This window comes from Achromobacter sp. ACM03, assembly GCF_014851665.1.
Lineage (GTDB): Bacteria > Pseudomonadota > Gammaproteobacteria > Burkholderiales > Burkholderiaceae_B > Achromobacter > Achromobacter aegrifaciens.
This window is the reverse complement of record NZ_JACVAD010000001.1, coordinates 1,707,032-1,733,023: the sequence shown is the minus strand read 5'-3', so window position 1 is coordinate 1,733,023 and position 25,992 is coordinate 1,707,032. Positions and strand designations below refer to the sequence as shown.

The window sequence follows — 25,992 nt, the reverse complement described above, 5'->3', positions numbered from 1 at the left end:
CGCAATCGCCAACGCGCGGCCGCTGTCGTTCCTAGAATTACTTGAGAATTATTCTCAATAAAATTCTAAGAGGACAGGCAGTGCGAAAACAGGTGAAAACGGGGGCGCCGCGCAGGAACGCGGCGCGGGCGCGGCATTGGCCGCTGTGGCTGGCGGTGGCGGCGGGGCCGGCGCTGGCGCAGGAGGCCGCGTCGCTGCCGGCGGTGACGGTCAGCGGCGAGGGCGTGGCGCAGGACACGGCGACCCTCGGCAAACTGCCGCTGACGCTGCGCGAGATTCCGCAGTCGGTGACGGTGATCGGGCAGGAGCGGATGCGCGAGCAGAACCTGCAAAGCCTGGATGAGGTGATACAGCACGCCACCGGCATCACGGTGCAGCCCTATCAGCTGCTGACCACCGCGTACTACGCGCGCGGCTTCAAAGTAGATTCGTTCGAGCAGGACGGCGTGCCCGTGCTGATGGGCAACATGGCGGCATCGCCGCAGGACATGGCGGTGTACGAACGCGTGGAGATCCTGCGCGGCGCCAACGGCCTGATGCATGGCGCGGGCAATCCCGCCGCCACGGTGAACCTGGTGCGCAAGCGGCCGCAACGCGAGTTCTCGTTCAACGGCTCCCTCAGCGCCGGCAGCTGGGATCGCTACCGTGCGGAGGCCGACCTGGGCGGCCCCTTGAACGACAGCGGCAGCGTGCGCGGCCGCATCGTCGGCGCCGTGGAAGACCGTGGTTATTTCTATGACGTCGCGGATCAGCAATCGGCGCTGCTCTACGCGATAGGCGAGGTGGACCTGGGGCCGGACACGGTGCTGTCCGCCGGCCTGCAGACCCAACGCATCCGCTCCACCACCAACATGGCCGGCGTGCCGCGCTACAAGGACGGCGGCGATATCGGCCTGAAGCGCTCGACCTACCTGGACGTGGCCTGGGACCGCTTCAACTGGGATACGACGCGTGTGTTCGCGGACCTGGAGCATCGCTTCGGCCAAGGCTGGAGCGCCAAGATCAGCGCCAATTACCTGACCGCGGACAGCAACCTGAAGTACGCCGGCGCCTATGGCGCGATAGACCGCCAGACCGGGTTGGGTTCCTCCTTGATGGGCGCGGCCTACAAGTTCGACAACACCCAGGCCAGCGTGGACGCCTATGTCGGCGGCCCGGTGCAACTGTTCGGCCGGCGCCATGAACTGCTGCTGGGCGGCAATGCCCAACGCACCACGTCCGAGCAGTACAGCGCGGACCTGACGCCCTATCCGAACGTGCCGGTCAATGTCTTCGACTGGGATCCGCACAGCGTGCCCGAGCCTGGCGTGGGGCCGTACACCTCGCCCGGGGAGACCCGGCTCAAGCAACAGGGCGTCTACGGCATGGGCCGCTTTTCGCTGGCCGATCCGGTGACGCTGGTGCTGGGCGGACGCATGAGCTGGTGGAACCAGAGCGCGCCCCGCGCGCGCCAGCGCATCGATCCGGAGTTCACGCCCTATGGCGGGCTGATCGTCGACCTCGACCGCCAATGGTCGCTGTATGGCAGCTATGCGCAGGTCTTCCAGCCGCAGGGCGAGCTGACGCGCGACGGCCAGCCGCTGGATCCCATTACCGGCACCAACTACGAGGCCGGCGTCAAAGGCGAACTGGCGGACGGCGCCTTGAACCTGTCGCTGGCCGTGTTCCAGATCCAGCAGAAGAACCGCGCGCAGGAGGACCCGGCATGGCCATGCGTGGGCCGCAACTGCTACTACATCTCGGGTGGGGAAGTGCGCAGTCGTGGGATCGAGGCTGAAGCCTCCGGCAGCATCACGCCCTACTGGACGGTGGCCGCGGGCTACACCTTCAACACCAGCAAGTACCTGACGGATTCGGAATCCGGCGGACAGCCGTTCGCGCGCTTCACGCCCAAGCACATCTTCCGCCTGTGGACCAACTATGCCTTGCCCGGCATGGAGCGGCGGCTGAGCGTGGGCGGCGGGCTGCAGGTGCAGTCGGGCTATTCCACGGTGTCCGGTCCCGTCACGCTGCGCCAGGGCGGCTATGCGCTGGTGGACCTGCGCATGGCCTATCGCGTGGACAAGCACGTGACCGCGGCGCTCAACGTCAACAACCTGTTCGACCGCGGCTATTACCAGAGCCTGTCGGGCACGGCCTGGAACAACCGCTACGGCGAGCCCCGCAACGTCATGCTGACCCTGCGCGCCGAATACTGATGACCCGCGGCGGACGCCCACCGCGCGCGTCCGCCGGCAACCAGAAGGAGAGATCGATGAGTGCACCCGATACCGGGCCGGTGTTCGACTGGCTGGACCACTTCGTGGCGCTGGGGCGCGACGGCGCCATGCGCGACGTGGGCCGTCTGCGCCGCCTCGCGCCGCAGGACGAATGGCTGGTCGGCATCAAGGCCGTGGCCAGCGACGCCGACGTGCATGGCGATGTGTGGGAGCGCCACCCGGCCGGCGATGAAATGCTCTGCGTGCTGGAAGGGCGCGTGGTGGTCACGCTGATGGCGGAGGACGGCGTCCAGACCGACATGCTGCTGGATACCCGGCGCAGCGCCATCGTGCCGCGCGGCGTGTGGCACAGGCTGCACGTGGCCTGTCCCGGCAAGATCCTGTTCGTGACGCCGGGGCAGGGCAGCGAACACCGTCGCGCGGATGCGCCGCAATCCCGCAGCCCCTTGTTGAAGGAAATCTGAAGTGAACCGTATTGCAGACGCACGCATGTTCGTGATGATAGGCGCCTTGTATTTTTCCCAAGGCATACCGCTGGGCGTGGCCATGGAGGCTTTGCCCACGCTGCTGCGCCGCGACGGCGCGGACCTGCACGCGCTGGCCTGGCTGCCGCTGGTCGGCCTGCCTTGGGTGGTGAAGTTCCTGTGGGCGCCCGTGGTCGACAACCGCTGGACCCGCGCCATGGGCCGGCGGCGCAGCTGGATCCTGCCGATGCAGGCCGTGGTGCTGGCCTGCCTGCTGGCGCTGTCCTTGCTCGGCATCGATGCCGCGGGGGCGGCGTGGGTGGTCGCTTTGATGGCGCTGGCTTCGTTGGCCAGTGCGACGCAGGATATCGCCACCGACGGCCTGACGGCGGAGCGCTTCCAGGGGCAGGATCTGGCGCGCGCCAATGCCGTGCAGGTGGGCGGCACCATGGTGGGCTTCTTCTTCGGCGGACCGGGTTGCCTGGTACTGGCCGGCCATATCGGACAGACCGGCGCGTTGCTGACCCTGGCGGCCGTGGTGGCGTTCAGCCTGCTGCTGGCGGCCGCCTGGCGTGAAACCGAACTGGCCATGCCCGCGGCCAGGCGCCGCGCCACGCTGGGCGCCTTCGTGCGCCGCCCCGGCGCCTGGGCCCTGGCCGCGGCCGCCTTCCTGTCGGCCATGACGGCGGTGGCGGGCTATGGCCTGTCCAAGCTGTTCCTGGTGGATGCGGGCTGGGCGGTCGAGGCCGTGGGGCGCGTCGGCATGGCGGGGGGCGTGGTGACGGTGCTGCTGGGTTGCGGCGGTGGCGCATGGCTGATCGGCCGGCTGGGCGCGCGCGCGGTGCTGGCGCTGGGCCTGGCTGCCTCGGGCGCGGCCGCGCTGGCCTGGATGGCGCAGGCCCAGGGCTGGATGCCGTCGCAGGCGGGCAGCGCCCTGGGCGCGCAGGCGCTGGGCGCGTTCGGCGCGGGCGCCGCGTCCGTGGCCCTGATGACGCTGGCCATGCGCTTTGCCAGCCGCGGCGAGCAGGCCGGCACCGACATGACGGCGGTGCAGAGCGCGCGCGACCTGGGCGAGATCCTGACCTCGTCCCTCATGACCGGGCTGGCGGCCCAGGTCGGCTACGCGGGGGGCTTTGCCAGCGGCTTGCTGGTGGCGGCCGCGACGCTGGCGTTCACGGCCAGGGCGCTGGCGCGCACGGGCTGATATGGCGATTCTGGCGGTTGCGGCTACACTTATGCGCCGTTTTGCTTTCAGCCCCAGAATTCCCCATGATTTCCACCGCATGCGGCGTCGACTTCGGCACGTCCAATTCCACCGTGGGCTGGAGCCGCCCCGATCAGCGCGCGCTCCTCGCCCTGGAAGACGGCAAGACCACCTTGCCCTCGGCCATTTTCTTCCATGACGAAGACGCCGAAGTCAGCTATGGCCGGGCCGCCATCTCCGACTACCTGGCGGGCTACGACGGGCGCCTGATGCGCTCGATGAAGAGCCTGCTGGGCAGCTCGCTGATCGACGGCTCGACGGAAGTGCAGGGCCGTTCGATTCCGTTCCGCGTCCTGCTCACGCGCTTCATCGCCGAACTCAAGCACCGCGCGGAAACCGCAGCGGGGCGCGGCTTCACGCGCGCCGTGCTGGGCCGGCCGGTGTTCTTCGTGGACGACAATCCGGCCGCCGACCAGACCGCCCAGGACACGCTGGGCGAGATCGCGCGCAGCGTCGGCTTCACCGATATCGAGTTCCAGTTCGAGCCGCTGGCCGCCGCATTCGATTATGAATCGCAGATCGACCGCGAAGAACTGGTGCTGGTCATCGACATCGGCGGCGGTACTTCCGATTTCTCGCTGATCCGCCTGGGGCCCGGCCGCGCCACCAAGGCCGACCGCCGCGAAGACATCCTGGCCTACGGCGGCGTGCACATCGGCGGGGTGGACTTCGACAAGCAGCTCAGCCTGGCGCACGTGATGCCCATGCTGGGGCTGGGCAGCCAGCTGCGCAGCGGCAAGGATGTGCCCTCCACGCAATACGGCAACCTGGCCTGCTGGCACACCATCAACCAGGCCTATACGCGCAAGGCCGCCGAACATTTCGCCTACATCCGCGCCGAGGCCGGCGACCGCGAGAAGATCGACCTGCTGCTGAACCTGGTCAAGCAGCGCGCCGGCCACTGGGTGGCGGTGCAGGTCGAAGAGGCCAAGATCGCACTGTCGGAGACGCCCGCCGCGCGCATCGACCTGTCGCGCATCGCGCCGGAGCTGGGCGTGGACGTGACGCGCCCCTCGTTCGACGCCTGCGTGGGCCGCCTGATCGAAAAGGTCGAGACCACGGTGGGCGCGTTGCTGCGCGACGCCGGCGTATCGACCGCGGACGTGGATACGGTGTTCTTCACCGGCGGTTCCAGCCGCGTGCCGCGTTTGCGCGAATCGGTGTCAGCCCTGGTGCCGGGCGCGCGCAGCGTCGAAGGCGACCTGTTCGGCAGCATCGGCGCCGGCCTGGCGCTGGACGCCCGCCGCAAGTTCGGCTGAGCCGCTCAGGCGGCCAGCATCGAGGGTACGCGGGCCGCCAGCGCGTCGATGGCGGCGCGCGTCTTGGACGGCAGGTAGCGCGCTTGCGGCCAGACGGCGTGCACCTCTTGCGCGGCCAGGCGATCGCCGTGCATCAGCACGTCCAGCTCGCCGGTGCGCACATAGTGCGTCAGCATCCAGCAGGGCAGCCAGGCGAGCCCCGCGCCGGCGATGGCGGCGTCCGCGATGGCTTGCAGGTCGTCCAGACGCAGGCACGGACGCGGACGCAGCTGCAGTACCTGGCCGTCGGGCCCATGCAGCGCCCAGGCCTTGTCCACGCCGTTGCGCGTGTAGACGATGGCGGCATGCCGCTGCATCTCATCCACGGTGACCGGGCGGCCATGTGCCTGGATGTATGCGGGAGAAGCCCCGATGCCCATGGTCTGCATGCCGAGCCGCCGCGCGGCCAGGCTGGCGCTGTCGGGCAGCTCGCCCACGCGGATGCCCAGGTCGTAGCCTTCCTCGATCAGATCGACCACCCGGTCGTTGAATGAAACCTCCACCTGCAGTTGCGGATGCTGCTGTGCCAGTTCGCGCAGCACGGGCGCGACGCAATGGCGGCCGAACACCAACGGCGCGCTGACGCGCAAGCGACCCTGGGGCTCGCGCCGGCCGCTGTCCAGCTCGGCCTCGGCGGTCTGCAGTTCGGCCAGCGCGCGCACGCAACGGTCGTAATAGGCCTGGCCATCGTCGGTCAGGCTTTGCTGGCGGGTGGTGCGGTGGAACAGCCTGGCGCCCAGCCGCGCCTCCAGCCGCGCGATGGACTTGCCCACCGCGGAGCGCGTGAGGTTCAGGCGTTGCGCCGCGAGCGCGAAGCTGCCTGCTTCCACGGCCTGAACGAAGACTTCGATGCCGCTCAGCCGGTCATAGGTGATCGCTGTAGCCATCATGGACTCCCTGCATTTATTGGTTCCTGGTGGGATTCTATGAAATGAAAAACATTCGCCACTAGGGAAATTGGTTCCCATATATCTTATCGGTACTTGACCGTCACGGATAGCCGCCAATGGCGGGCGGCGGTCTTTTTTGCCGCCGGGCCGCCCCAAGGCAAAAAAAAAGCCCCCTTGGGGGGCAGCAAGCCGAAGGCGCAGCGTGGGGGCCTTTTTTGAATCGATAGGAGAAACAACATGCAGGCATACACCGTCACCAGCGGCAAGGACATCGCTTCGCTGGAGCGCGTCACGCGCCAGCCTCGCAGCCTGGGGCCGTTGGAGCTGCGCGTGCGCATCAAGGCCGTGTCGCTGAACTACCGCGACCTGATGGTGGCGCGCGGCGAGTATCTGAAGGGTTCGGGCGATCCGGTCATACCCGCCTCCGACGCCGCGGGCGAGGTGATCGAGGTGGGTGCGGGCGTGAGCCGGTTCAAGGTCGGCGACCGCGTCATGGGCGCATTCATGCCGGACTGGATCGATGGCGAGCCCACGCCTGCCACGGTGGCGCTGGCGCCGGGCGCCGCCACCGACGGCCTGCTGTCCACCGAGAGTGTGTTTGCCGAGCACGCCCTGGTCGCAACGCCGGCATCCTTGAGCGACGAGCAGGCCTCGACCCTGCCTTGCGCCGCCGTCACCGCATGGAACGCGCTGTTCGTCGCCGGACGCGCCAAGGCGGGCCAGACGGCTTTGTTCCTGGGCACGGGCGGGGTTTCCATCTGGGGCCTGCAACTGGCCAAGGCAGCCGGCATGCGCACCATCATCACCTCGTCCAGCGCGGACAAGCTGGCCCGCGCGCGCGAGCTGGGCGCGGACCTTACGATCAACTACCGTGAAACGCCGCAATGGCAGGACGAAGTGCTGCGCCTGACCGGCGGCGAGGGCGCCCACGTGGTGGTGGAAGTCGGCGGCGAAGGCACGCTCGAACGTTCCGTCGCGGCCGCGCGCATGGGAGGCACCATTGCGGTCATCGGCGGCGTCAGCGGCTTCGCGGCCGTGCCGGTCGCGCCCTTGGCGTTGATCGCGGGCGTCAAGCGGCTGGAAGGCATCTTCGTCGGCAGCCGCAAGATGCTCGAGGACGTGGCGCGTTTCGTCGACGTGGCGCGCATCGCGCCGGTCATCGACCGCGTCTACTCGTTTGCCGAAGCGCGCGAGGCGTTCGAGCACCTGGCGTCGGGCCGGCACTTCGGCAAGCTCGTCATCCGCGTCGCGGAGTAGGCGTCATCGGGGAAGGCGGGCGGCGATGGTAAGCTCGTGCTGCCCGCGCGGACTGGCCATCATCCGCGCGTCCCTTGAGGTATCCGACCCGCCATGACCCGCAAGCCCGATTCCCATCTCGAAGAAAAACTCGTCGCCAGCGAGGCGCCATACAACGGCGCCTTCCTGAAGATCCGCCGCGACACGGTCAGCCTGCCCAACGGCAACACGGCCACGCGCGAGTACGTGGTGCATCCGGGCGCGGTGGTGGTGATCCCGCTGCTGGACGATGGCCGGGTCCTGCTGGAGCGTCAGTTCCGTTATCCCATCGGACGCGTGATGACCGAGTTCCCGGCCGGGAAGCTGGATCCGGGCGAGGATCCGCTGGCCTGCGGCAAGCGCGAGCTGCTGGAGGAAACCGGCTATACCGCGGATCAGTGGGCGCATGCGGGAGCGCTGCACCTGGCCATCGCGTATTCCACCGAGATCATCCATATCTACTTCGCCCGCGGCCTGCGCGCCGGGCCTCGCCAATTGGACCAGGACGAATTCCTGGATGTGATCAGCGCGGATCCCGCCGAGCTGATCGAGGCTTGCGCCAAGGGCGAGGTCACCGACGCCAAGACGCTGACCTGCGTGTTGTGGATGCAGAACGTGCTGTCCGGCGCCTGGCAGCTGGACTGGCAGGACAACGCGGGCTGAAGCCCGGTCCGGAATCTGTCCAGACATGTCCGCATTTCCCGTTCTGGTGCAGCCCGCCGGCCTGCGCTTTGACGCGCCGGCCGATACCTCCGTGCTGCTGGCGGCGCAGGCGGCCGGCATCAAGCTGCCCAGTTCGTGCCGTAACGGCACATGCCGCGCCTGCATGTGCCTGCTGCTGGAAGGCGAGATCTCGTACCGCATCGAGTGGCCGGGGCTGTCGCGCGACGAGAAGGAAGAAGGCTGGATCCTGCCCTGCGTGGCGCAGGCCGAGTCCGCCCTGGAAATCCAGGCGCCCCTGGCCGCGCCGATCGAGGCCGCGCCCGTTGCGCCGCCGCGCCCGCTTACCGGGGCGCGGCGCTAGCGCCTGCAATCAGCGCCGCGGCGGCCATGGCGACGCCCATTCCCAGCGCCATGCCGGCCGCCATTCCGCCGAATGGCGCGACGCTCGCGGCCAGCGCCGCCGCCATGCCCCATTGAGCCCCTGCCAGCATGCCCAGCCCCATCGCCAGCGCGCAGGCCAGCCGCGCTGCCATGCGCGGCGCGCCCGGCAGTGGCAGTAGCGCGGCAAGCAGCATGGCTGCGCTGCTGGCGGGCATCAGGGCCGCATGGCGCCACGCTTGGTCCAGCAGCCCGCCGGACGCCCCGCACAGGCTGGCCAGCAGCGCCGCCGGCGTGCGCAGCGTGTCTGCCCACAGCCCCGCGGCCATGGCTGCGGTGCAGGCCAGCCACAGGACGGCGGCGTCGGAGGCCACGCGGACTGCATCGCCGGGCTTGCGCCTAGCCGCAGGCGTGGCAGGCGTGCGGCCGCGCGTCGTCGTAGCGGTCATGGTGGCGTACCCAGTCGCCCAGGTTGAAGTGCGGGCCGTTCTCGTTGCGGCCCAGGGGCGCCAATTCCAGGTAGTTGTAGGCCCCGGCCAGCCTTTCCACGCCGCGCGAGAAGCTTGAATAGGTATGAAAGATCTCGCCGTCCGGGTCGCGGAAGAACGCGCTGGCGCCGGAGTTTTCCTCCATGCTGCCGTCGGCCTTGGGCACGGAGGCCAGCAGGTCGAAATTGAAGTCGCAGCCTTCGGACGAGTACCAGGGGAACTGCCAGCCCATGCGGCGCTTGAAGGCCTCCAGCTTGGCGTAGGGGGCTCGCGACACGGCGACCACCGTCACGTCATGCTGGCGCAGGTGCATGAGCGCGCTGTCCATGTGGTCGGCCAGGAACGAGCAGCCCACGCAGCCTTCCTCCCAGTCCGGGCCGAACATGAAGTGGTAGACGATGAGCTGGCTCCTGCCCTGGAACAGCGCGGCCAGGTCCACGGAGCCGGCCGCGCCCTGGAAGCGATAGGGCTTGTCCACTTTGACCCAGGGCAGGGCCATGCGCTCGCGGGCCAGCGCGTCCTGGGCACGAGTCAGTTCTTTTTCGCGGCGCAGCAGCGCCTCGCGCGCGATGTCCCATTGCGCTCGGGATACGACGGGGTGATCGGTCTGCATCGTGTGTCTCCTTGGAACGGGCCGGCAGGCCCGGGTAGGGCGAACGGCGGGGATTCAGGCCGGCTTCGCCAGATGGGCCGCCAGCCGTTCCAGCGCGCCCAGCCAGCCATGCTGGTGGCTGTCGCGGGTGGCCTGGTCGACGAACGGGGTTTGCAGGAAGGCAAGCTCGGTGCCGCCGCCGGCAGGGGTGAATTCCAGGGTGATCAGCGAGACTTCCGCGGGCGTATCGCGCCAGGCCCAGGTAAACACCAGGCGGCGCTGCGGTTCGACTTCGCGGTAGTGGCCGCTGGCGTGGTGCTCCAGCCCGTCCTCGGTGGCGAATCCCACCTGATAGGCGCCGCCCACGCGCACGTCGGTTTCCGCCCGCAGCACCTTGCGGGTTTCGGCGGGACCGAACCAGCGCATCAGCGCTTGCGGGTCCGTCCAGGCGCGCCAGACGCGTTCGACGGGGGCGTCGAAGCGGCGTTTGAGGCGGAGTTCGATGGGGGCTGTTTCGCCTCGGGTGCTTCGTTTTTCCATGGATGGACCTCTTCCTCGTGGTACAGGTAGCGCGCCAGCGAATCCAGCTGCCCGTTCCAGAACTTCTCGTAGCGGGCCAGCCAGTCGGATGCCGCCCGCATGGGTTCGGGCGATAGCGTGCAGTTCACGACGCGGCCGTCCTTGGCGCGGGCGATCAGGCCGGCGTCTTCCAGCACGCGCAGATGCTTCATGAAAGCGGGCAGGGACATGGCGTGCGGCCGGGCCAGCTCGCTGACCGAGGCCGCGCCTTGTTCCAGGTCGGCCAGCACCCGGCGCCGCGTGCCGTCTGCCAGGGCCGAAAAGATGCTGTCCAGTGTGTCGTCTTTAAACTTAACCATAGGGTTAAGTATTAAGCCGAAGCCGCGGGACTGTCAAGCAACAAAGTTGGCGCGAAAGGAATCAGGCGTGCTGGTGCATGGCCGACCGGTGCTTGGTGTCGCGCATGGTGGCGTACACCAGCAGCGACAGGAAGATGATGCCGGCGAGGTAGTAGTAGAACCACTCCTCGTGCCCCTGCTGTTTGAAGAACAGGGCAATGGCCGGCGCCGTGCCGCCGAAGATCGACACCGTCACGGCGTAGGGCACGGCCACGCCGGTGGCGCGGATGTTGGTGGGGAAGAGTTCCGCCTTCACCACCGCGTTGATGGAGGTGTAGCCGGCCGTGAACACCCAGGCGCCGCAGATCAGCAGGAAGGCCATGAAGGGCGAATGCGTATGCGACAGCGTCATCAGGATGGGCACCGTGAGCGCCGCGCCTGCCACGCCGAAGAACACCAGCAGCGGCTTGCGCCCGATCTTGTCGGACAGCGCGCCATACACCGGCTGCAGGATCAGCGCGAAGATCAGCGACCCGGCGATGATGTAGGTGGTGACGATGTCGGAGAAGCCCGAGGTCTGCCGCACGAAGGTCTGCATGTAGGTGGTGAAGGTATAGAACGCCGCGGTGCCGCCCGCGGTCAGGCCCACCACGATCGCGACCTCGCGCGGATATTTCAGCAGGCCGCGCAGCGAACTGGTCTGCGGCTTGGGTGCTTTCTGCGCCTCCTTGTAGGAATCCGTCTCGGGCATGTCGCGCCGCATCAGGGCCGTGATGATGGCCAGCATGGCGCCGATCACGAAGGGGATGCGCCAGCCCCATTCCACCAACTGCTCGTGGGTCAGGAACACGTTCTGCAACAGCAGCAGCACCAGGATGGCGCAGAGCTGGCCGCCGATCAGCGTGACGTACTGGAAGCTGGAATAGAAGCCGCGATGCTCGGGGTCCGCGATCTCGGTCAGGTAGGTGGCGCTGGCGCCATACTCGCCGCCCAGGCTCAGCCCCTCGATCACGCGCGCCAGGGCCAGCAGCGCGGGCGCGGCCAGGCCGATGGTGGCATAGGTGGGCGTGACCGCGATGATCAGCGAGCCCACGCACATCATCCCCACCGACACCATCAGCGACAGGCGCCGCCCATGGCGGTCGGCCAGATGGCCGAACAGCCAGCCGCCGAGCGGACGCACGATGAAGCCGGCCGCGAACAGCGTGGCCGCGTTCAGTTGCTGGACGACCGGGTCGTGGGACGGGAAAAACGCGGGGGCGAAGTACAGGGCGAAAGCGGTATAGGCGTAGAAGTCATACCACTCCACCAGATTGCCCATGGAGCCGATGAAGATCGCCTTGATGCGGCGCTTCGCGTCGGGGATGTCGAGATACGCTTGTGTCATATCCATCCTTCGGGTGCGTTTGTCGGGGGACGCCGGACACGCGATCGCGGGTGGGCCGCGAATGGAACATGCATTGCGTTATGTTGCGCCTGCGCGCGCGGAAATGCACGCGTATCAATACCGCTTCTTGTTCAGCTTTTTGTCAGGCCTGGCCGCGCCGGCTCACTTGCCGCGTGGCTTGATGACTTCGCAAGGCGCGGCGCCTTCCGCCGCCTGGGCCTCGTCGCCCAGCAGCGCCTGCGTGCCGCAGACCGAGCCGAACATGCCTTTGCTGTTGTGGCCGATGCCGGCCACTTCGAAGGCGCGCCGGTGCAGCGTCACGGGTTTGGCGCCGCGGGCGGCCAGCACGTGTTCGTATTGTGCGTAGCCTGTGCCGCGGGCCAGCCGGGTCGCGCCCTGGGCTTCCGCGCCGCAGGTCTTGTCCAGCAGGCGGTCTTCGGGATTGTTGTCGGCGCCGCCCAGCAGATAGGTGACGTCGCGCGCGGCGTAGCGCACAAAGAGCTTGGATTCGTCGGTCTCGCGCGAGTACGCGGGCAGCTTGTCCGGGCCGTACTTGTACTGGTTGTAGGTGGGGCAGATGCCGCGCTCGTAGGGCGCATAGCCCTTGCCGTCGGCGCGGGGGCGCTCGTTGCTCAGGTACAGGTAGGACGAAGGATTGGCGACGACGTAGCGCAGCGCCAGCCCGTCGCGCCGCAGCGGGCCGTCGATGTTGTTCAGCACCGCGTAGCGTTGTACCAACTGCCCGCCGGCCGAGTGGCCGGCCAGCACGATGCCGGCCAGCGAGGCCAGGCGCTTGCGGTCGTCCAGGCTGCGCAGCAGGTCGTCCAGCACCTGGAACGAGCTGACGGGCGCGGGGCGTCCCGCGGCCTGCACGCTGTCTTCCCCGTCTTCCCAGCTGGCCTTGCGCCAGGCCGCCATGCCGCCGAAACCCGAATCGATGGAGCCCGAGAAGCGCGGCGCCAGGATCAGGGTGTCGCGGGCCCGCTCGGGGTTGTGCGCCAGCAGCGCGGCGACAGATTCGTAATAGCGGTCGGCGTCGCGCTTGACGCCGTGGATCACGACCACGACCTGCTTGATGTTGCGCAGGTCGTCCTTGGCCAGGTCGCGGTTGGCGTAGACCGGCATCTTGTAGCGGTGGCCGGGCTTGCCCAGTTCCACGGACTGCCAGCGCAAGGGCGCCGCGCGCTTGGGCGCGGGCGCGGTTTCGCTGTAGTCGTAAGGGTCGGGCAGGGGCGTCTGCGCGCGCGCGGCCAGCGGCGCGAGCGCCGCCAGGGCGAACAGCGCGGCCAGGCCGCGCATGCGGTCCGGCCGCGCTATAAGCAAGGGGAGGATGGGTGCGCGGCGCATGGCGCGGCGGAAATTCAGCAGCTCTCTTGGCCCAGCAACTGCTTGAGCGCGGGCAGGTCCAGGATGCGGACCTCGCGCTGGTTGATCTTGATGAGGCCGTCGCGCGCAAAGCGCGAGAACAGCCGGCTGACCGTTTCCAGGGTCAGGCCGAGGTAGTTGCCGATTTCCTCGCGGCTCATGCGCAGCACGAATTCGGTGGAGGAATAGCCCAGCGAAGCGTAGCGCTGCGACAAGTTCAGCAGGAACGCGGCCAGGCGCTGCTCGGAGCGCATGGAGCCCAGCGATGCCAGCATCTGGTGCGAGCGGTTGATTTCGCGGCTCATCAGGCGGCGGAATTGCTGCTGCAGCGAGGGCAGGTGGGCCGCGACCCGGTCGATGTCGGCCAGGCGGATGACGCAGACCTCGGAATCTTCCAGCGCCACGGCGGTCGAGACGTGCTTGCCGTCCAGCATGCCGTCCATGCCGACGATTTCGCCGGGCAGATGAAAGCCGGTGACCTGGATCTGGCCGGTCGCGTCTTCCAGCTGCGTCTTGAGGCTGCCGAAGCGCACGCTGTAGACCGCGTCCAGCGGGTGATTCAGCGAATAGAGCGGCTTGCCTTTTTCAAGGCGCACGCGTTCCCTGACCAGTTCGTCCAGCTTTTCCACTTCCGCGGCTGCCATGCCCACGGGCACGCACACATGCCCCAGCATGCATGTGGAGCAATGGGCGGCATCAGGGGCAACGGGGACCCGTTTTTGCATACGATGACCTCTATAGTGCCCATTGCGCGGACGGATGCCGGCATGGGTATAAAGCTTAAGACAAGCTGTATTGTAGTCCGTTGTTACTACGGGCGTCTTACGGGGCGTCCGATAGGGGGCGCGCAAGGCGGTAAGCGACCCAGTCGTCGGCGGCTATATCGACCGCCGCGCCGCGCAGGGCCGGGTCTATCGGGTAGTACTGGCAGCGCAGTTCCGGGGCTTGCGCGGGCGGTTCCAGGCGCGCCACGACCTCGCGCCGCACGAAGCAGCAGGGCTTGCCGGATTCGTACTCCTCGATCTCGTCCATCAGCGCCACCAGGGCGGGCTCCACCTGGAAAACGTCGCCGCGCACGCGCCGGCCGTCGTCCACCGGGATCAGGCCGGGCCAGTCGCCGAAGTCCACCAGGCGGCCCGGCACGCTGGCCGGACCGACATGGCGGGCCGCCGGCAAGCCGCGCCGGGCGGCGGCTTGAGCCAGGTCATTGATTTCGCCCGCGCGTAGGGTGCCGTAGACAAAAACGTATATGCTCATAGGTCAGGTTGTTGCTGCACGTCGAAAAAACCATGGCGCGGGCAGGGTGTTGAAATTCTCGCATCTGGCCGCATATTCAGGATATCGAGCCAGCCGGCACGTATCGGTCAGGCTCCCCAACAAGCCAAACGACCATTATGCGATTCGACAAACTGACTACCAAGTTCCAGCAAGCCCTGGCCGACGCTCAGAGTCTGGCCGCCCGCAACGACCATCCCTACATCGAGCCCATCCACGTGCTCTCCGCCTTGCTGTCGGATTCCGACAGCGGCGCGGGCAGCCTGCTGGCGCGCGCCGGCGTGGCCGTCAACCGGGTGCAGTCGGCCCTCGACAGCGCCCTGAAGTCCCTGCCGCAGGTGCAGGGCGACGACAACGTCCAGGTCGGCCGCGACCTGCAGGCGGTGCTGACCCGCACCGACAAGGAAGCCGCGCGCCGTGGCGACACCTATATTGCCAGCGAACTGTTCCTGCTGGCGTTGGCGGACGACAAGGGCGACGCCGGCCGCATCCTGCGCGACGCGGGCCTGCAGAAAAAGGCCCTGGAGGCCGCGATCGACGCCGTGCGCGGCGGCGAGAACGTCTCCGGCGCGGAAGGCGAATCCAACCGCGAAGCCCTGTCCAAGTACACCATGGACCTGACCGAGCGCGCCCGCCAAGGCAAGCTCGACCCGGTGATCGGCCGCGACGACGAAATCCGCCGCACCATCCAGATCCTGCAGCGCCGCACCAAGAACAACCCCGTGCTGATCGGCGAACCCGGCGTGGGCAAGACCGCCATCGTCGAAGGCCTGGCGCAGCGCATCGTCAATGACGAAGTTCCCGAAACGCTGCGCGGCAAGCGTGTGCTGTCGCTGGATCTGGCCGCGCTGCTGGCCGGCGCGAAGTTCCGCGGCGAATTCGAAGAACGCCTGAAGGCCGTGCTGAAAGAGCTGTCGCTGGACGACGGCAGCAACATCGTCTTCATCGACGAACTCCACACCATGGTGGGCGCGGGCAAGGCCGAAGGCGCGATGGACGCGGGCAACATGCTCAAGCCCGCGCTGGCGCGCGGCGAGCTGCACTGCATCGGCGCGACCACGCTGGACGAATACCGCAAGTACATCGAGAAGGACGCGGCGCTGGAGCGTCGCTTCCAGAAGGTGCTGGTCGACGAGCCCGACGTGGAATCCACAATCGCCATCCTGCGCGGTCTGCAGGAGCGCTATGAAATCCACCACGGCGTCGAGATCACCGACCCGGCCATCGTGGCCGCGGCCGAGCTCTCGCACCGCTACATCACCGACCGCTTCCTGCCTGACAAGGCCATCGACCTGATCGACGAGGCCGGCGCGCGCATCCGCATGGAAATCGATTCCAAGCCGGAAGTGATGGACAAGCTGGACCGCCGCATCATCCAGCTCAAGATCGAGCGCGAAGCCGTCAAGAAGGAATCCGACGACGCTTCCAAGCGCCGCCTGGGCGTGATCGAGGACGAACTCGAAAAGCTGCAACGCGAGTACAACGACTTCGAGGAAATCTGGAAGGCCGAGAAAGCGGCGGTGCAGGGCACGCAGGCCATCAAGGAAGAAATCGACAGCGTGCGCGCCGAAATGGCGGAACTGCAGCGCAAGGGCCAGTTCGACAAGCTGGCCGAGCTGCAGTACGGCAAGCTGCCGGACCTGGAAGCGCGCCTGAAGGCGGCCGAAGTGGGCGCCGCGGAAGCGGCCGAGGAAGCCGAGGGCGGCGAAGGGCGTCCGCGCCTGTTGCGCACCCGCGTCGGCGCCGAGGAAATCGCCGAGGTCGTGTCGCGCGCCACCGGCATTCCGGTGTCCAAGATGATGCAGGGCGAACGCGAGAAGCTGCTGCACATGGAGGAATACCTGCATAAGCGCGTGGTGGGCCAGGACGAGGCCGTACGCCTGGTGTCCGACGCCATCCGGCGTTCGCGCGCCGGCCTGGCGGACCCGTCGCGCCCCTACGGCTCCTTCCTGTTCCTGGGCCCCACGGGCGTGGGCAAGACCGAGCTGACACGTGCGCTGGCCGAGTTCCTGTTCGATTCCGAAGAGCACATGATCCGCATCGACATGAGCGAATTCATGGAGAAGCACTCGGTGGCCCGCCTGATCGGCGCGCCGCCGGGATACGTGGGCTACGAAGAAGGCGGCTACCTGACCGAAGCCGTGCGCCGCAAGCCGTACAGCGTGGTGCTGCTGGATGAAGTCGAAAAGGCCCATCCGGACGTCTTCAACGTGTTGCTGCAGGTGCTGGACGACGGCCGCCTGACCGACGGCCAGGGCCGCACGGTGGACTTCCGCAACACGGTGATCGTGATGACGTCCAACCTGGGTTCGCACCATATCCAGAGCCTGGCCGGCAAGCCTTACGAAGTGGTCAAGGAAGTGGTGTGGGACGAGCTCAAGCAGACCCTGCGCCCCGAATTCCTGAACCGTATCGACGAAGTGGTCGTGTTCCATGGCCTGGAAGCGCAGCACATCGAGTCGATCGCCCGCATCCAGCTGCGCCGCCTGGGCGAGCGCCTGGAAAAGCAGGAGATGCGCCTCGAAGTGAGCGAACCCGCGTTGGCGGAACTGGCCCGCTCCGGCTTCGATCCGGTGTTCGGCGCGCGCCCCTTGAAGCGCGCGATCCAGCAGCAGATCGAAAACCCGGTGGCGCGCCTGATCCTGGAAGGCCGCTTCGGCCCGCGCGACGTGGTGCCGGTGGACTGGCAGGACGGGCAGTTCGTCTTTACGCGGACCTTGCAGTAAACGGGTCCGGCGCGGCGAGATCCCGGCCGCGCATGAAAACAACCCCCGGAAGCTGGACTGACGTCCAGTTTCCGGGGGTTTTTTACATGCGTCTTCAGCTTGCGTCGGCGTAGTCCTTGCGTTGCGCCGCCATCTGCCTGCCCAGCGTCTGCAGCGCCCGCAGCACCACGGCCATGCCACGGCGGGTGTCCTCATCGCGCATCAGGCCGATGAGGCCGGTCAGGCTCGGAGGGCGCGCTTCCTGCAATGTGCGCGTGTGGGCATCGCGCAGCGTATTGGCGGCGGTCCAGGCGGCGCTGCTGGCCTGTTCCGACAGCAGCGCCAGCTTTTCCACCATGGACTGATCCAGCAGATCCACCAGATCGGACGCCAGCGACAGCAGGTCGGCGATGTTGTCCAGCCGTCCCGCTTCGGCCAGCAGGCCCAGCCTGTCGGCCAGCGCGCGTGCGCCCGGCCCGCCGCCCAGGAACGGAGCGGCCGCGTCGGCGACCTGCGTGGCGCTTGCTTCGTGCGGCGCGTTCATAGCATTCCCCTTGCGACGGCCCAGTACAGGCCGCGGTTGAACCCGTGGCGCAGCAGGCCGCCGAGTTTGGTGGGCGGCGTGGGCAGCACGTCATGGGTGTAGTCGTACCAGAGCGGCATGCCGGCGTTCAGCCCCATCTGGGCCACCGCCTGCACCCGGCCGTCATAGGCGCTGCACGGTTGGCCCAGCCGGATCTCGCCGGCGATGTTGTTGGCGATGACCGGCGCCTGGTTATGGCAGGAGCCGCCCGCCTTGCTGACCGGCAGGTCGACGGTGTCGCCGATGACGTAGACATTCTGCAGCCCGTAGACCTGCAGCGTCTCGTGGTCGGTCGGCAGCCAGCCTTCGTTGTTTTCGGCTTGCGACACGCCGGACTCCAGCACGACATCCACCGCGCGTATCGGCGGCGTGGCCATGAGGATGTCGAAGGGCTGTTCGCCGCCTTCCTCCGAGTAGGCGATGCGCCGGTCGGGATCGACCCGCGACAAGGTGAAGCCGCGTTGAAACTGTATGCCCTTCTGCTCGAAGATGGCGGGTAGCACTTCGCAGGTTGGCCGCTGCAGGAACAGGCAATTGCGAAGCAGCTGCGAGGTGGTGGGGTAGGTGTAGATGATCTCCACCTTGTCGCGCACGCCGCGCCGCCGCAGGTAGTCGTCCAGCATCAGCGTGGTTTCGATCGGCGCGATGCCGCACTGGTGCGGGACGTTGGGCGTCTTGGGGAAGGTGACGCTGATGAATACCCGCCCGCGCTCGATGCGCGACAGGCGGTCCGCCAACTGCCTGGCGGGCGCGTATTGGTAGAAGTGGTCTCCGGCCTCCTTCAGGCCTTCGATGCGTTCGGGCGAGGGTACGCAGCCGGTGGCGATGACCAGATAGTCATAGCCGTAGCGCTTGCCGCCCTGCGTGGCGACCTCTTGGCGGTCGAAGTGGAACCGCGTGACCTTGTCGACGCGGAATTCGATCTCGGGGCGAAGCAGGGAACGTTCCGGCCGTTTCAGTTCCTCTTGGAAGAAGAGGTTGAAGGCCACGTACATGAACGCCGGTTTGTAGTAGTGATCCGGCGTGTCCGACAGCAGCGTGATGGAGACTTCACCGCGGCTGATTTCGGGGTACAGCTTTCCGGCGAGCTGATTGGCGAGCATGGTGCCGCCTACGCCGCCGCCTACGACAACAATACGCTTGTTCATAAACCACCTCTTATGGAGAGATTCTGAGGGCAAGTGCAATGCGTCTGTGTGTGTAACAACTGTTGTCGGCGGCGTCAACCTTTCAATCGATTTTCAGATTCGAATCGGCCGCGTAGACGCGTCCCGCGTCCACGCGCAGCGGTTGCGGATCGAGCGCCGCGCCCTGGCAGGGGCCTTCGATGCACAGCCCGTCCTCGAAGCGGAACAGGGCCGAATGATGCGCGCACATCAATACCTGGGCTTCGTAGGTCAGGACCGCGCCGTCGGCCGCGTTGAGCGTCACCGAGAAGTGGGGGCAGCGGTTGACGTAGCCCCAGACCGTCTGGCCCCGCCGCAGCAGGACCACCGGCTGCGCGCCCATCTCCGCCGTCAGCGAGCCGCCATCCGGAATGTCTTCGACCCGGCACAGCGCCGCCCCGGCGGCGTGCTCAAGCGCGGGGCAGCACGAAGTCATAACGTCCCTCGTGGAAGTCCGACCCGAAGCCGTAGCGCTTGCCCAGCGCGGAATCCGCAGCTTGCGGGCGGTATTGCAGCACCAGCGAGGGCTTCACGCCGAACACCGCGTCCGACGCGAGATACGGATCGCCGGCGTTGAACAGATGGGTTACCAGCCGCTGGTGCCCAGGCGCATCGATCATGAAGTGCAGATGCGCCGGCCGGAAGATGTGCCGGCCGGTCGCCGCCATCATGCGGCCGACGGGACCGTCGCCCGGGATCGGATAGGACACCGGCAGGATGGTGCGGATCGCGAAACTGCCGTCTTCGCCGCTGCGGTAGCGGCCGCGCAGATTGCCCTGCGGCTGGTCCAGGTCCTGGCCCGAATACATGCCGTTGGCGGCCGTCTGCCACACGTCGAGCACGGCGCCGGCCAGCGGCCGGCCTTCGGTGTCGCGCACATGACCATGCACCAGCGCGGGCTCGCCTGGCGTCTGCGCCATGTCCTCGCCCGCCGCGCGCTCGGGCATGCCGGCCATGTAGAAGGGGCCGAACACCGTGCTCTCGGTGGCCTGGCCCGGCTTGCGGTGATTGATGGCGTCCACCAGCATCGACACGCCCAGCGTGTCGGACAGCAGGATGAATTCCTGCCGCACCGCGCCGTCACAGATCTGGCCGGTCTCGGTCAGGAACCGGATCGCGGCCATCCATTCGGCCTCGGTGGGCTCGACGTCGGCAACGAAGGCGTGCAGATGCCGCACCAGGGACTGCATCAGCTGACGCAGCCTGGGATCCGGCGTCTGGGCAAAGGCGGCGGCGACCGTGTCGGTCAGGGCGGTTTCGGCGTTCGGCATGGCAGGGTTCATGGCGGCTCCTCAGCGCTTGAAATGCGGCGGCACGGCGGCGTCCACATTGACCCACACGGACCTTGCCTCAGTGTAGTCATGCATGGCCTCGAAGCCCATTTCGCGTCCGTAGCCGGACTGGCCCACGCCGCCGAACGGACTGCCGGGATTGACCCGCTTGTAGCAGTTGATCCAGCACATGCCGGCGTGGATGGCGCCTGCCATTTTGTGGGCGCGGGCCAGGTCGCGCGTCCACAGGCCGCTGCCCAGGCCGTAATCGGTGGCGTTGGCGATGGCCAGCGCTTCCTCGTCGCTGCCAAAGCGCAGCACGGTGACGAAAGGGCCGAAGACTTCTTCCTGCGCGACGCGGTCCTGGGGCCGGGCTTCGACGATGGTGGGCGCGACGTAGTAGCCGCGGGCCAGTTCGCCGCCGGGCGCCTGGCCGCCGGCCAGCAGGCGCGCGCCCTGTTCGGCGGCAATGCCCACGTAGGACAGGACTTTGTCGCGATGCTGCGCCGAGGTCAGCGGACCCATTTCGGTATCGGGCGAACGCGGGTCGCCCAGGCGGATGGAATTCGCCAGCGCCGTGAAGCGCTCCAGAAAGGCATCGGCGATCTTGTCGTGCAGCATCAGGCGCGAACCTGCGATGCAGGCCTGGCCCTGGTTGTGGAAGATGGCCCAGGCCGCGCCGTTGATGGCGGCGTCGAGGTTGGCGTCGTCGAACACGATATTGGCGCCCTTGCCGCCGAGTTCCAGCTGTACCCGCTTGAGGTTGCCCTGGGACGCCTGCACGATGCGGCGGCCGGTGGCAGTCGACCCCGTGAAGGCGATCTTGCCCACGCCGGGATGCTCGGCCAGGCGTTGGCCTGCGGTGTGGCCGTAGCCGGGGACCATGTTGACCACGCCTTCGGGAAAGCCCGCCTGGGCCATCAGTTCGGCGATACGCAGGGTCGACAGGGGGGTGAGTTCGGAAGGCTTTAGCACCACCGTGTTGCCGGCCGCCAGCGCCGGCCCCAGCTTCCAGCTGGTGAACATCAGCGGGAAGTTCCACGGCACGATCTGGCCGACCACGCCGATGGGCGCGCGCTGCACGTAGTTGAGGAAGCCCGCTTCCACCGGAATGACGCTGCCTTGCAGTTTGTCGGCCATGCCGCCGAAGTAACGGAAGCAGCCGGCGGTGCGCGGCACGTCCAGGCCGCGCGTGTCGCGTATCGGATGGCCGGTGTCCAGCGTTTCCAGCTGCGCCAGTTCTTCCGCGTTGGCTTCGATCAGGTCGGCCAGCTTGAGCAGCAGGCGCCCGCGTTCGGCCGCCGCCATGCGCGACCAGGCGGGAAAGGCACGTTGCGCGGCCGCGACCGCGCGGTCCACGTCTTCGGCTTCGGCCGCGGCGATGGCAGTGATGAGGGTTCCGTCGTGCGGGTTGAGCACGTCTATCGTGCCGCCGGCGGCTGCGTCCACGAAACGGCCGTCGATAAAGAGTTTGTTCTGCATGGCTCTGGATACGTGATGGGTGGAAGGAGGCGGATTCAGAACTCGACGGGGTAGGGCGCGAGTTCGCCGCTTTCGTAGCGCTGGGGCAGATCGGGGGTGGCGTTCTCCCAGACCAGCAGCATCGAGCGCTTGGTCGAATAACCCTGATGGCGGATGTCGGCGGGCATGGCGCAGATGTCTCCTGCGCGCATGGTGACGCGGGCGCGCGGCGCGCCGGTGTCCTTGTCGCCGATGTCCCAGACGATTTCGTCGGACAGTTGCAGGAACCATTCGACGCGGTCATTGCCATGGAACACCGGCAGGATGAACTCCTCGGTGGTGGGGCAGAACAGGCTGGCGCCGCAGACGGAGGTGACAGAGGGGTTCCAGGTCACGTCCGAGCGCGACAGGTACTTGAACAGGCTGAACGCGTGCAGCGCGCCTTCGTAGCCCGGTTCGGCCTGGATCTGCGGCTCATCCTGGGTCACGTCGGCGAAGGCGCGGTTGACCGGCAGGTCGTCGCGCAGCGGCGAGTCTTCCGGCAGGCCGGGCATGCGGCGCGTGGCGATGCGCGAACGCTCGATGGCGGCGATGTTGTCGCCGTGCTTGCGGCCGAAGGCGGAGCCGGTTTCCTCGGGCGCGGCGAACGGATCGAAGCCTTCGTTGGTCCAGTCGTGCAGCATGGCCTTGAAGGTGGCCATGATGAGCGGCGTGTCGAAGGTTTCCGTGTAGTCCACGCCCGCGGCCTTCATGACGCCGTTGAACGAGCCGGCGTAGACGTCCACCTTGCCGTAGTGGTTGCGCGTGCCGAACACGTGGTCGAAGTTGACCCAGCCGTAGAAGAAGCCCCAGGCCACGTCGCGCATCAGCGCGCGCAGGAAAGCGTCGGCCGCGATGGCGTGGGTGCGCGTCTGGCCCTTGGAAGGCCAGTGCACCTTGACGAAGTATTCGTCACGGGTGAAGGTGAACGCGCCGAGATCGAAGCGCTTGTAGCCGGTGACGGCGTCGGCGGGCCCAGCCGCGACTTTGCCGGCGGCGAAGGAAGAGGCGGGAGCGGGGGTGTCCAGCATGGCCATATCGGTACTCCAGAAAAGGAAAAAGGGGGGCGGCTTACTGCAGGCAGATGTCCGCCCACTTTTCGACGGACAATTCGCCGGCGCGGGTCTGGATCAGCAGCACGCCCGGATACGGTGCGGTGAAGCGGTAGGCGCAGCCGGCGGGCAATAGGCATTGGTGTCCGCGGCCCAGCAGCACGCGGCCCATGGGCTTGCCGGCGGGGGCCGTCCCCGCCAGCACCGTGCCGTCAGTGGCGGGGGGCGGCTGGTCCAGCGCCAGGAACTCGACCTGGGCCTGGCCGTCCATCAGGATCGCGAACTCGTCGTGGCTGCAGGCGTACCAAGGCGATACGCCTTCGGCGCGCAGCGTTTCGATGACGTATTCCAGGTTCTTGCCGACGACGACCTTTTCGTAGGGCGCCGAGTTCGCGGCCACCTCGAAAATGTTGGAAAAGACGTAATGGCGCGGCGAGCCTTGCGTGATCTCGATCGAGCCCTTGCGGTAATCCTTGAGCGAGCCGAAGACGGTGGTCGGTGTTGCGGTGTTCATGGTGCCTCCTGTGTCGGGTACTGCTGCCCGCGCGGCGGAAAGGGCGCGGACGGGGGAAAGGGGCGGGCGTCTCAGTCCACCTTGAGATTGATCTTGCGGATGACGCCGGTCCATTTGGCGGCGTCCTCGCGCAAGCGCAGCGCAGTGGCGTCGGGCGATTCGGGCTGCGGATCGAGGTCGTTGCCTTGCAGCTTCTGCTTCACCTCCGGAAGCGCCAGGGCGCGCGCCACCTCCGTATTCATGCGTTGCACGATGGCGGCCGGCGTGCCTTTGGGCGCGAACAGCATTTCGCGGAAGGTGGCGTCGTAGCCGGCCACGCCGGCCTGCTGCATGGTCGGCACGTCCGGCGCCTGGACCGAGCGCGCGCTGCCCGACACCGCCAGCCCGTAGAGCTTGCCGGCCGCAACGTAGGGCGCGACCACCGGCGAGGCCAGATAACCGCAGGGCACCTGGCCGGCCAGCACGTCCTGCGTGGCGGGCGACGGCCCCTTGTAGGGGACATGCAGGATGTCCAGGCCGGCGCCCGACAGATAGAGCTCCATCGCCAGATGGCCAGGCACGCCCTGGCCGCCGGAGGCATAGCTGAGGGCGCCGGGCGTCTTCTTGGCTTGCGCGTCCAGCTGCGCCAGCGTGCGCAGGCCCGAGGCGGCCGAGCACACCAGCATCTGGTTGAAGTTCGCCAGCGCGACCACCGGCGTCAGGTCGTCGGCCTTGAAATTCAGCTTGCGATAGATGGCGGGGTTGATGGTGACGACGGTGTCGGGCGCTTCGAGGAAGGTGTAGCCGTCGGCGGGCGCACGGACCACCGCTTCGGCGCCGATGTTGCCGCCCGCGCCGGGGCGGTTCTCGACGATGACCGGCTGCTTGAGCGACTGCCCCACGGCGTCGGCCACGATGCGCGCGGCGGTGTCGCCCGGCGATCCCGCGGGAAAGGCGACCACGATGCGGATGGCGCGCGTGGGCCACTCCTCCTGCGCCTGGACGTGCGACGCCGTGCCGGCGGCCATACAGGCTGCCAGCGCAAGTAATTGCGATTTCATGCTGTCTCCTGAGTTTATTTTTTCAGGCGCCCTGGTCCGGGCGCGCTGCGCTACCACCTGCCGATATGGATGCCGACCGAGTCCTCCTTGCGTGTCCATCCCGTCATGGCGGCGTGGCTGACGGTGGGGTGGATCCTGCGGTTGCGCAGCCAGTCGAACAGCATGGCCTGGTAGCGTTCCCGCACGGACGCGTGCGCGGGATCCGCGCCCAGGTCGTCGTACTCGTCCGGGTCGGCGCGCAAATCGAACAGCTGCGGACGCAGGCCTTCGAAATGGACGTACTTCCAATCGTGGTCGCGCACCATGATGGTGTGGCAGCCGTCGGCGGGACGGCCCAGCGGTTCGCGCACGAAGTCGCGGAACGCGTAGTTGTTTTCCGAGAACACGGCGCGGCGCCAGTCGGAGGGTTCCTCGCCGCGCAGCAGCGGCAGCAGGGAACGGCCTTCGAGGATGTGGTCGGGGATCTCGGCGCCCAGCGCGTCCAGGATGGTGGGCACCAGGTCGATCGCTTCCACCAGCCGCGATTCCACCGCGCCGCGGCGCGCGCCGTCGCCGGGCAGGCGCACGATCAGCGGCACCTTGGCCACGCAATCGTGAAACAATTCCTTCTCGCCCAGGTAGTGGTCGCCCAGGTAGTCGCCATGGTCGCTGCAGAAGATGACCATGGTGTCCTGGTCGCGGCCGCTGCGCCGCAGGTAGTCGAACAGCACGCCCAATTGGTCGTCGACCTGCTTGATGAGGCCCATGTAGGTGGGTATCACGGTCTCGCGCACCTGGTCGCAGGAAAAGTTCCTGCTGACCTCGGCCTGGCGAAAGCCCTGCAGCACGGGATGCGCGTTTTCGAGTTCGCGCGCCGCGCGTTTGGCGGGTTGCATGTCGTCGGCCGAGTACATGGCGTGGTACGGCGCGGGTGCGACATAGGGCCAGTGCGGCTTGATGTAGGACAGATGCAGCACCCAGGGCTGCTCGCCGCTTTGCTCCATGAATTCGATCGCGCGCCGCGTCATGTAGGGCGTTTCGGAGTCGGCTTGCGCGACGCGCGCCGGCAGGCCGGCATAGCGCATGTTCCAGCCGGACAGGATCTCGCCGTTGGCGCCCAGCGCCGAGTTGGCGTGGTCGTGCCAGGGATTGGCGCCGTCGTAGCCTTGCTTGCGCAGGTATTGCGTGTAGTGGTGCGATTCGTCGTTGAAGCCCGGTGGCCAGATGCCGTCGTCGCGGTCGTAGGGCTCGAAGCCGCCTTGCGCGGCCAGCAGGCCGCTGGCGCTTGCCGGATCTATGCCCAGGCGCCGCATGCCGGACCTGTCGGCCTCCACGTGGGTCTTGCCCGCCACCGCCACGCGCACGCCCAGGGGGCGCAGGTAGTCGCCCAGCGTCATTTCGCTGACAGGCATGGGGACGAAGTTCCACACCGCACCGTGGCTGGTGACATAGCGGCCGGTGTAATAGGACATGCGCGACGGCCCGCAGACCGGGCCCTGCACGAAGGCATTGTCGAAACGCATGCCTTCGGCGGCCAGACGATCGATATTGGGGGTGCGCAGGCGCGGGTGCCCATAGCAGGACAGGTAGTCCCAGCGCAATTGGTCGCACATGATCCAGAGCACATTGCGTACAGCCTGTCCGCTCATTCCCGCCTCTCTTCCCGTTCCGCCAGCCACCGCGGCTTGCGTTAGACGCCACGATATTTCGCGGGGGCTGGGCGGCTCAAGCAGGTTTTGCTAGAGTTTCACTGAGTGAAATTTCCGG

Annotated in this window: 26 protein-coding genes; 8 read left to right on the top strand and 18 right to left on the bottom strand. The window is 67.5% G+C overall.

The window, feature by feature from the left end; all coding sequences use genetic code 11:
• The first annotated feature begins 80 nt into the window (after nt 1-80).
• The 4 genes from IB257_RS07965 to IB257_RS07950 all read left to right on the top strand — a co-directional run bounded on the left by IB257_RS07965 (nt 81) and on the right by IB257_RS07950 (nt 5,206).
• Nucleotides 81-2,198 carry a TonB-dependent siderophore receptor gene (locus IB257_RS07965; RefSeq protein ID WP_370540092.1) on the top strand — a complete coding sequence of 706 codons (2,118 nt, stop codon included), beginning with the start codon at nt 81-83 and terminating at the stop codon, nt 2,196-2,198.
• Between the two features lie 56 nt (nt 2,199-2,254).
• Nucleotides 2,255-2,683: a cupin domain-containing protein gene (locus tag IB257_RS07960; protein ID WP_119449271.1), complete on the top strand. Its 429-nt coding sequence runs from the start codon at nt 2,255-2,257 to the stop codon at nt 2,681-2,683.
• A gap of 25 nt (nt 2,684-2,708) precedes the next feature.
• Nucleotides 2,709-3,887, top strand: coding sequence for a RhtX/FptX family siderophore transporter (locus tag IB257_RS07955; RefSeq protein ID WP_225588848.1), 1,179 nt, complete (start codon nt 2,709-2,711; stop codon nt 3,885-3,887).
• A gap of 65 nt (nt 3,888-3,952) precedes the next feature.
• On the top strand, nt 3,953-5,206 hold the full coding sequence (locus tag IB257_RS07950; protein ID WP_192492116.1) for an Hsp70 family protein: 1,254 nt from the start codon (nt 3,953-3,955) through the stop codon (nt 5,204-5,206).
• Nucleotides 5,207-5,211: 5 nt separating this feature from the next.
• Here the strand turns inward: IB257_RS07950 and IB257_RS07945 are convergent, their stop codons facing one another.
• Nucleotides 5,212-6,132, bottom strand: coding sequence for a LysR substrate-binding domain-containing protein (locus tag IB257_RS07945; protein ID WP_119449362.1), 921 nt, complete (start codon nt 6,130-6,132; stop codon nt 5,212-5,214).
• Nucleotides 6,133-6,372: 240 nt separating this feature from the next.
• On the opposite strand from IB257_RS07945, the gene IB257_RS07940 reads away from it, so the two are divergent.
• The 3 genes from IB257_RS07940 to IB257_RS07930 all read left to right on the top strand — a co-directional run bounded on the left by IB257_RS07940 (nt 6,373) and on the right by IB257_RS07930 (nt 8,434).
• The gene (locus IB257_RS07940; protein ID WP_119449272.1) at nt 6,373-7,392 is read left to right on the top strand and encodes an NAD(P)-dependent alcohol dehydrogenase; all 1,020 of its coding nucleotides are present in this window, start codon (nt 6,373-6,375) and stop codon (nt 7,390-7,392) included.
• 93 nt (nt 7,393-7,485) lie between these two features.
• On the top strand, nt 7,486-8,073 hold the full coding sequence (locus IB257_RS07935) for an NUDIX domain-containing protein (protein WP_054452535.1): 588 nt from the start codon (nt 7,486-7,488) through the stop codon (nt 8,071-8,073).
• A gap of 25 nt (nt 8,074-8,098) precedes the next feature.
• Complete coding sequence (locus tag IB257_RS07930; RefSeq protein ID WP_054452532.1) at nt 8,099-8,434, top strand: 2Fe-2S iron-sulfur cluster-binding protein; 336 nt, start codon at nt 8,099-8,101, stop codon at nt 8,432-8,434.
• On the opposite strand, the gene IB257_RS07925 is transcribed toward IB257_RS07930, so the two are convergent.
• From IB257_RS07925 to IB257_RS07890, 8 genes are all read right to left on the bottom strand, one after another.
• Nucleotides 8,415-8,900 (bottom strand): hypothetical protein, encoded by a 486-nt coding sequence (locus IB257_RS07925; protein WP_225588761.1) that lies wholly within the window; start codon nt 8,898-8,900, stop codon nt 8,415-8,417. The two genes, IB257_RS07930 and IB257_RS07925, sit on opposite strands and share 20 nt — an antisense overlap.
• Complete coding sequence (locus tag IB257_RS07920) at nt 8,851-9,552, bottom strand: DUF899 domain-containing protein (RefSeq protein WP_119449273.1); 702 nt, start codon at nt 9,550-9,552, stop codon at nt 8,851-8,853. The genes IB257_RS07925 and IB257_RS07920 overlap by 50 nt, the downstream gene beginning before the upstream one ends.
• A gap of 54 nt (nt 9,553-9,606) precedes the next feature.
• Nucleotides 9,607-10,071 (bottom strand): SRPBCC domain-containing protein, encoded by a 465-nt coding sequence (locus IB257_RS07915; RefSeq protein ID WP_119449274.1) that lies wholly within the window; start codon nt 10,069-10,071, stop codon nt 9,607-9,609.
• Nucleotides 9,957-10,409 carry a helix-turn-helix transcriptional regulator gene (locus tag IB257_RS07910; RefSeq protein ID WP_119449275.1) on the bottom strand — a complete coding sequence of 151 codons (453 nt, stop codon included), beginning with the start codon at nt 10,407-10,409 and terminating at the stop codon, nt 9,957-9,959. The genes IB257_RS07915 and IB257_RS07910 overlap by 115 nt, the downstream gene beginning before the upstream one ends.
• A gap of 61 nt (nt 10,410-10,470) precedes the next feature.
• Nucleotides 10,471-11,775: an MFS transporter gene (locus IB257_RS07905; protein WP_054452516.1), complete on the bottom strand. Its 1,305-nt coding sequence runs from the start codon at nt 11,773-11,775 to the stop codon at nt 10,471-10,473.
• Nucleotides 11,776-11,937: 162 nt separating this feature from the next.
• Entirely contained in the window at nt 11,938-13,074 is a 1,137-nt protein-coding gene (locus tag IB257_RS07900) for an alpha/beta fold hydrolase (protein ID WP_192492115.1), read from the bottom strand.
• Nucleotides 13,075-13,136: 62 nt separating this feature from the next.
• Complete coding sequence (locus IB257_RS07895; protein ID WP_013394848.1) at nt 13,137-13,865, bottom strand: helix-turn-helix domain-containing protein; 729 nt, start codon at nt 13,863-13,865, stop codon at nt 13,137-13,139.
• 97 nt (nt 13,866-13,962) lie between these two features.
• Entirely contained in the window at nt 13,963-14,397 is a 435-nt protein-coding gene (locus tag IB257_RS07890) for a gamma-glutamylcyclotransferase (protein ID WP_054452511.1), read from the bottom strand.
• Nucleotides 14,398-14,534: 137 nt separating this feature from the next.
• Between IB257_RS07890 and clpB the strand changes: the two genes are divergently transcribed.
• Entirely contained in the window at nt 14,535-17,141 is a 2,607-nt protein-coding gene (clpB, locus tag IB257_RS07885) for an ATP-dependent chaperone ClpB (RefSeq protein WP_175164157.1), read from the top strand.
• A 94-nt stretch (nt 17,142-17,235) separates the two neighbouring features.
• On the opposite strand, the gene IB257_RS07880 is transcribed toward clpB, so the two are convergent.
• The 9 genes from IB257_RS07880 to IB257_RS07840 all read right to left on the bottom strand — a co-directional run bounded on the left by IB257_RS07880 (nt 17,236) and on the right by IB257_RS07840 (nt 25,874).
• Complete coding sequence (locus IB257_RS07880; RefSeq protein ID WP_119449279.1) at nt 17,236-17,664, bottom strand: DUF1641 domain-containing protein; 429 nt, start codon at nt 17,662-17,664, stop codon at nt 17,236-17,238.
• Nucleotides 17,661-18,851, bottom strand: a complete 1,191-nt coding sequence (locus tag IB257_RS07875) for an FAD/NAD(P)-binding oxidoreductase (protein ID WP_119449280.1) — start codon at nt 18,849-18,851, stop codon at nt 17,661-17,663. The genes IB257_RS07880 and IB257_RS07875 overlap by 4 nt, the downstream gene beginning before the upstream one ends.
• An 82-nt stretch (nt 18,852-18,933) precedes the next feature.
• The gene (locus IB257_RS07870) at nt 18,934-19,305 is read right to left on the bottom strand and encodes a Rieske 2Fe-2S domain-containing protein (protein ID WP_054452499.1); all 372 of its coding nucleotides are present in this window, start codon (nt 19,303-19,305) and stop codon (nt 18,934-18,936) included.
• Complete coding sequence (locus IB257_RS07865) at nt 19,280-20,152, bottom strand: intradiol ring-cleavage dioxygenase (RefSeq protein WP_175164162.1); 873 nt, start codon at nt 20,150-20,152, stop codon at nt 19,280-19,282. Before IB257_RS07865 ends, IB257_RS07870 begins: the two co-directional genes overlap by 26 nt.
• Nucleotides 20,153-20,161: 9 nt before the next feature.
• Nucleotides 20,162-21,622 (bottom strand): aldehyde dehydrogenase family protein, encoded by a 1,461-nt coding sequence (locus IB257_RS07860; RefSeq protein WP_119449282.1) that lies wholly within the window; start codon nt 21,620-21,622, stop codon nt 20,162-20,164.
• 35 nt (nt 21,623-21,657) lie between these two features.
• Nucleotides 21,658-22,677: a hydroxyquinol 1,2-dioxygenase gene (locus IB257_RS07855; protein WP_175164164.1), complete on the bottom strand. Its 1,020-nt coding sequence runs from the start codon at nt 22,675-22,677 to the stop codon at nt 21,658-21,660.
• Nucleotides 22,678-22,711: 34 nt separating this feature from the next.
• The gene (locus tag IB257_RS07850) at nt 22,712-23,206 is read right to left on the bottom strand and encodes a hydroxyquinol 1,2-dioxygenase (protein WP_192492114.1); all 495 of its coding nucleotides are present in this window, start codon (nt 23,204-23,206) and stop codon (nt 22,712-22,714) included.
• 71 nt (nt 23,207-23,277) lie between these two features.
• The gene (locus IB257_RS07845) at nt 23,278-24,246 is read right to left on the bottom strand and encodes a tripartite tricarboxylate transporter substrate binding protein (protein WP_192492113.1); all 969 of its coding nucleotides are present in this window, start codon (nt 24,244-24,246) and stop codon (nt 23,278-23,280) included.
• 50 nt (nt 24,247-24,296) lie between these two features.
• Nucleotides 24,297-25,874, bottom strand: coding sequence for an alkaline phosphatase family protein (locus tag IB257_RS07840; protein ID WP_192492112.1), 1,578 nt, complete (start codon nt 25,872-25,874; stop codon nt 24,297-24,299).
• Between the last annotated feature and the right edge of the window lie 118 nt (nt 25,875-25,992).

What these genes read in the sequence shown, in the direction of transcription:
- IB257_RS07950 (WP_192492116.1), top strand. Translation starts at nt 3,953, where the DNA reads ATGATTTCCACCGCATGCGGCGTCGACTTCGGCACGTCCAATTCCACC.
- IB257_RS07890 (WP_054452511.1), bottom strand. Translation starts at nt 14,397, where the DNA reads ATGAGCATATACGTTTTTGTCTACGGCACCCTACGCGCGGGCGAAATC.
- IB257_RS07875 (WP_119449280.1), bottom strand. Translation starts at nt 18,851, where the DNA reads ATGAACAAGCGTATTGTTGTCGTAGGCGGCGGCGTAGGCGGCACCATG.
- IB257_RS07935 (WP_054452535.1), top strand. Translation starts at nt 7,486, where the DNA reads ATGACCCGCAAGCCCGATTCCCATCTCGAAGAAAAACTCGTCGCCAGC.
- IB257_RS07925 (WP_225588761.1), bottom strand. Translation starts at nt 8,900, where the DNA reads ATGACCGCTACGACGACGCGCGGCCGCACGCCTGCCACGCCTGCGGCT.
- IB257_RS07870 (WP_054452499.1), bottom strand. Translation starts at nt 19,305, where the DNA reads ATGACTTCGTGCTGCCCCGCGCTTGAGCACGCCGCCGGGGCGGCGCTG.
- IB257_RS07895 (WP_013394848.1), bottom strand. Translation starts at nt 13,865, where the DNA reads ATGCAAAAACGGGTCCCCGTTGCCCCTGATGCCGCCCATTGCTCCACA.
- IB257_RS07845 (WP_192492113.1), bottom strand. Translation starts at nt 24,246, where the DNA reads ATGAAATCGCAATTACTTGCGCTGGCAGCCTGTATGGCCGCCGGCACG.
- IB257_RS07855 (WP_175164164.1), bottom strand. Translation starts at nt 22,677, where the DNA reads ATGGCCATGCTGGACACCCCCGCTCCCGCCTCTTCCTTCGCCGCCGGC.
- clpB (WP_175164157.1), top strand. Translation starts at nt 14,535, where the DNA reads ATGCGATTCGACAAACTGACTACCAAGTTCCAGCAAGCCCTGGCCGAC.
- IB257_RS07850 (WP_192492114.1), bottom strand. Translation starts at nt 23,206, where the DNA reads ATGAACACCGCAACACCGACCACCGTCTTCGGCTCGCTCAAGGATTAC.
- IB257_RS07945 (WP_119449362.1), bottom strand. Translation starts at nt 6,132, where the DNA reads ATGGCTACAGCGATCACCTATGACCGGCTGAGCGGCATCGAAGTCTTC.
- IB257_RS07900 (WP_192492115.1), bottom strand. Translation starts at nt 13,074, where the DNA reads ATGCGCGGCCTGGCCGCGCTGTTCGCCCTGGCGGCGCTCGCGCCGCTG.
- IB257_RS07880 (WP_119449279.1), bottom strand. Translation starts at nt 17,664, where the DNA reads ATGAACGCGCCGCACGAAGCAAGCGCCACGCAGGTCGCCGACGCGGCC.
- IB257_RS07915 (WP_119449274.1), bottom strand. Translation starts at nt 10,071, where the DNA reads ATGGAAAAACGAAGCACCCGAGGCGAAACAGCCCCCATCGAACTCCGC.
- IB257_RS07865 (WP_175164162.1), bottom strand. Translation starts at nt 20,152, where the DNA reads ATGAACCCTGCCATGCCGAACGCCGAAACCGCCCTGACCGACACGGTC.
- IB257_RS07930 (WP_054452532.1), top strand. Translation starts at nt 8,099, where the DNA reads ATGTCCGCATTTCCCGTTCTGGTGCAGCCCGCCGGCCTGCGCTTTGAC.
- IB257_RS07910 (WP_119449275.1), bottom strand. Translation starts at nt 10,409, where the DNA reads ATGGTTAAGTTTAAAGACGACACACTGGACAGCATCTTTTCGGCCCTG.
- IB257_RS07840 (WP_192492112.1), bottom strand. Translation starts at nt 25,874, where the DNA reads ATGAGCGGACAGGCTGTACGCAATGTGCTCTGGATCATGTGCGACCAA.
- IB257_RS07940 (WP_119449272.1), top strand. Translation starts at nt 6,373, where the DNA reads ATGCAGGCATACACCGTCACCAGCGGCAAGGACATCGCTTCGCTGGAG.
- IB257_RS07920 (WP_119449273.1), bottom strand. Translation starts at nt 9,552, where the DNA reads ATGCAGACCGATCACCCCGTCGTATCCCGAGCGCAATGGGACATCGCG.
- IB257_RS07960 (WP_119449271.1), top strand. Translation starts at nt 2,255, where the DNA reads ATGAGTGCACCCGATACCGGGCCGGTGTTCGACTGGCTGGACCACTTC.
- IB257_RS07955 (WP_225588848.1), top strand. Translation starts at nt 2,709, where the DNA reads ATGTTCGTGATGATAGGCGCCTTGTATTTTTCCCAAGGCATACCGCTG.
- IB257_RS07860 (WP_119449282.1), bottom strand. Translation starts at nt 21,622, where the DNA reads ATGCAGAACAAACTCTTTATCGACGGCCGTTTCGTGGACGCAGCCGCC.
- IB257_RS07905 (WP_054452516.1), bottom strand. Translation starts at nt 11,775, where the DNA reads ATGACACAAGCGTATCTCGACATCCCCGACGCGAAGCGCCGCATCAAG.